Annotated in this window: 2 protein-coding genes and 1 tRNA gene; all 3 read left to right on the top strand. The window is 30.0% G+C overall.

Features of this window, described 5'->3' with window-relative positions; genetic code table 11:
- The coding region (locus ACMUOV_RS03895; protein WP_413853806.1) for a hypothetical protein at positions 1 to 2,351 on the top strand (2,351 nt) is incomplete at its 5' end.
- A gap of 261 nt (positions 2,352 to 2,612) precedes the next feature.
- Positions 2,613 to 2,685 (top strand) — tRNA-Gln (locus tag ACMUOV_RS03890).
- A gap of 277 nt (positions 2,686 to 2,962) precedes the next feature.
- Positions 2,963 to 3,509 (top strand): hypothetical protein (locus tag ACMUOV_RS03885; RefSeq protein WP_413853805.1); only part of this gene is annotated, 547 nt, incomplete at its 3' end.

The raw sequence follows: 3,509 nt of genomic DNA, 5'->3' as shown, positions 1-3,509 counted from the left end.
TAAAGAAGATAGGGAAAACCGATGCAGATATCGAACAAATGATGCAACCTGATTTAATTGTTAACGGTAAAGAAAAAGATGGTATAGGGAAATATGATCAACTTGAAGGTGCTTTAGGTGCATCCGTATTAAATTTCAATCTTAATTTAGAAAAATTAAGAAAAGAAAACAAAAATTTAGATGATTGGATGAATGCACGGTTAGGTAAAAATCAACCGTTAGTTCAAGTTGTTATGGCAAGCAAACAGGACAGAGAAGAGGTATTTACTCCTATAAAGAAAGCTTTTGATTTTTGGAAACAAGCTACAAATTGGGTTGTTGTTAACGGTAATAATTGGTTGACTAAATCTCCTAAAGGGCATGGAACAGTTAATGTTTCAGTTAAAAATAGTAAAGGGCAAGCTAAACAAAATTATAAAGATGTTTCTTATTTTATGGATAACTGGACAAATGATGATATAAGTGAACTTGATAAGTTAAGTGTTGATGGGTATAATGTAAAACTTCAAAATCTTAAACTTGATGGTGAAGTTATAATTGAAAATGAAACCGGTGAAGATTTTGTTATTTCAAAAATTGAAGATTTGGCATCTGAAAACATTTCAATAGAAGCTATTTCAAAAAAATATGGTATAAAAAATGTTACATTAAAAGATTTTGAATATGATAGAAATAGTAATAGTTTAAGAAGAACCGGAGAAGAAAAAAATTATTTAGTGCTTAAAGATGTAAAAATAATTAAAAAATCAGACGGTAGTGTTGCAATAGAAAATTTAAATAAAGGATATACTGAAACTGTTAATGCCGCAACGGCACAAACAACAGGAACAGTTAAATCTTTAAATGATTTATTACAAAGATTGGCTGTTAATGCATATTCGTTATTTAAAGAAAAACCTGAAATTGTTGCAGTAGTTGATGAAAAAGACATAAAAACAATAGAAGAAGCAAAACAATTGGCAAAACAGGGTATAAAAGTTAACTTAATATTGGTTGAAAATAAACAAAATGTCGTAAATGAAACTGGAGCAATAGCAACCGATTCAGAAGGTAATCTTTCATTTGAGCTTATAGATAATACTGTTAATAATTTAAATATATACTCTTATGAATCCGTAGACGGACAAGCCGTAAATGTTGTGGATAATGTTTTGGAAAAAATGGGAAATATAAATAAAGCTAAGAAAATTTTATATGTTTCTTCAGAACTTGTTCAACAAGGGCAAAACAGAACTGCTTTAAATTCTGCAGTTATGGATAACACAATCCTTACTTATTCACAATCAAGTATATCTGAAGCTGTTGTTCAAGGTATAGTTGCATACAAAAATAAAGATAAAGCATTAAATACTGTTATCGGATCCAATAGCATGATTGCAAGTTATGACGTTAATGAAGAGATAAACTATGAAGTAGAAATTGCAAATTTGAACAGCCAAAAAATATCAAGAGTAATGATAAAAGTAAACAATGAAAATGATATTGAGAATGCAAAAGAAAAAGCTAAAGAATTCAGTTTAAATGAAAATGGAATAGCTGATGTAATAGTAGTTCTTGATAATAACGGAACTTATGAAATTGTATCGGAAAATGAAAAAAGTGAAGTTGTAAATTATGAAACTGCAAGAAAAATGATTAATGATAGAAAAGATACGAAAGGTGTTATTGTGTACATCGGTAGCCAAGAACAAGATAATTTAATATTGACGGCTGATGATATGAAGAGTTTAATTGATAACGGTGCGGTATTAGCATTTGATTCCGATGTATTGAATTATATGGATGCCGAAAATACAAAAGACAATGGAATAACATTATTAGGCGTGATAAAGGCTATATTTACACAAAGCAGTCCGGAAGCTAAGAGAAACAGAGCAATAGAAAAAGGTAGGAACCTTGTAAAAGAAAAAGGAACCGTAAGCAAAGAAGATATTGAAAAGTTAAAATCAGAAGTAAAAAGCGATGAAGAAAAAGAATGTATAGAATTAGGTGTACTTCAAGCTTCGGAATTACAAAAAATAGATGCTGATTTATTAAAAGATTTAAATGACAGAGCAGACATTGCAAATGAATTACTTACAATGTTGGGAGAATATAGAAAATTAGCAGGTAAGAGTTTTAAAATGGGAGATGGTGAATCCAAAATAAACGGAAAAGAAAATATTAATACCGTATTAAACAATTTGAGACAAGAATATAAATCTGCAACAACTGATGAAGCTAAAGTCGCGGCTATTTCCGGAATAATTCAAATATTATTGACTGACAGGTTAGCATCTATCAACGATATTGAAAATTTAACCGATAATATGGATATAAAGAGTATTTCCGCTTTATTATCTGCCGCATAGAAAATATTTGAGTTTATCGGAAAATACAAGTTCTTTTAATGTATAAGTTTATCAGAATATAGGGTTATAGGTTGTTTCAGCAGTTTTTAACTTATAACCTCATAACCCTATAATCCTGTAACCTAAAAATTTGTGAAGCAAATTTTAAGTTGCTTTTTCTTTAAAGATTTGTTATTGTAATGTAGTTTGCAGTTGTCGTTTAAACTTTAAGCTTTCAGCTCTCAGCTATAAGCTAAAAATTTGCGAAGCAAATTTTTTAATTGCCCGATGGTGTAATTGGTAACACATCTGTCTCTGGAACAGAATAGTCCTGGTTCGAGCCCAGGTCGGGCAGTTTTTTAAACAATAAAATATCTGTAAATTCATCTCATTTTAATTTTTATAATAATATAAAAATGAACAAACTAAAAAAATTATCAACAACAATGTATAATATAAAATGTAGAATGTATAATATCGGCAAAAAGTTGCTCCGCAAATTTTTTATCGTTTGTCGTTTAACCCGTAACCCCATAATCCTATCACCCTATAACCTAAAAAAAATGCTCTGCATTTTACCGTCGTTTAAGCCGTTATGCCTCCATTCCTCCATGCATCTATACATCAAAAAAATGCTCTGCATTTTTTTAGCCGTTTGTTTTTTTATATCATCGGTTTGTTCAAATATAGCCGCTTCCGTTTCCGCTCCGGTTCCTGCATTAAATTTTAATCAACAAATTGCTGATGACTTTGGCTTAACTTATAATTACGGTAAAATAACAAAAGCACACTTTGCAGGAACCGACAGAGTAATAATAAATATACAGGATTTACATTGTCACCCGCAAGTTCAAAAAAATATCAGCAATATAATAGAAATATTTGATAAAAAATACGGAGTAACAAATATATATTTGGAAGGTGCTTACGATAACATAAGCACAAAATGGTTAACACAAAATTTAAACGATAAAAATAAAACGGAAATTCTTGATAATGTCCTAAAAACAGGTAAGCTTACGGGAGCGGAATATTTTAGTGCAATATCGGGTAAAGCAGAAATAATAAAAGGTTTGGAAAAGAAAATCCCGTATTTGGATAATTTAAAAAGGTTCGGCGATATATTGGAAAAACAAGACGAGATAGCTCAAATATTAAAAGCCGTAGAAAAATTTACAC

This window comes from Candidatus Ruminimicrobium bovinum (assembly GCF_902760015.1).
Taxonomy (GTDB): Bacteria; Elusimicrobiota; Endomicrobiia; order Endomicrobiales; family Endomicrobiaceae; genus Ruminimicrobium; species Ruminimicrobium bovinum.
This window is presented reverse-complemented; position numbering and strand designations above follow the sequence as displayed.